We start from the raw sequence: 700 nt of genomic DNA on the forward strand, positions 1-700 counted from the left end.
GGTCGCCCTGGTGCTGGTCCTCGGCGCCGGCGCGGCGCTGGTCACGGCCGCGGACGCCCCGGCGGCAGCGGCCGTGCTGCTGCCGGTCCTGTTCGGCACCGCCGCCGGCTACTGGGGGTTCTTCAGCACCTCGTACAACTTCCGGGCCGCCATCTCCCCGGACGGGATCCGGCTGCGCTACGGGCTGCTGGAAACCCGCGCCCAGACCGTCCCGCCCGGGCGCGTCCAGGCCGTCTCCGTCACGCAGCCGCCGCTGTGGCGGCTCAAGGGCTGGTACCGGATGCGGGTGAACGTTGCCGGCTACGGCATTGCCGGCGAGAACGCGGCGGCCCGGACCACCCTGCTGCCGGTAGGCACCCGCGGGGACGTGATGCAGATGCTGGCCCTGGTGCTGCCGGACCCGGGAACCCCCGACCCGCAGGCGGTCTTCGCCGCCGGGCTGGACGGAAGCGGCGCCGCCGGCGGTTTTCTCACCTCGCCGCGGCGGGTGCGCTGGCTCTCGCCGCTGAGCTGGCGGCGCAACGGCTATGCCGCGACCGGAACGGCGCTGCTGATGCGTTCGGGTGCCCTTTGGCGCGAGCTGGCCGTGGTGCCGCACGAGCGCACCCAGTCCATCGCGCTGCACCAGGGGCCGCTGGCCCGCCGGCTGCGGGTGGCGGATCTGCGGCTGCACACCACCGTGGGGCCGGTGGACCCGCGG

1 protein-coding gene is annotated in these 700 nt (G+C 75.6%); it reads left to right on the forward strand.

Annotated features, from left to right (window positions below):
• Positions 1 to 700: PH domain-containing protein (locus tag ACFQ36_RS23155; RefSeq protein ID WP_377017966.1), on the forward strand; the 700-nt coding region annotated here is incomplete at both ends.

The sequence above is a fragment of the Arthrobacter sp. GCM10027362 genome, from assembly GCF_042679445.1.
Lineage (GTDB): Bacteria > Actinomycetota > Actinomycetes > Actinomycetales > Micrococcaceae > Crystallibacter.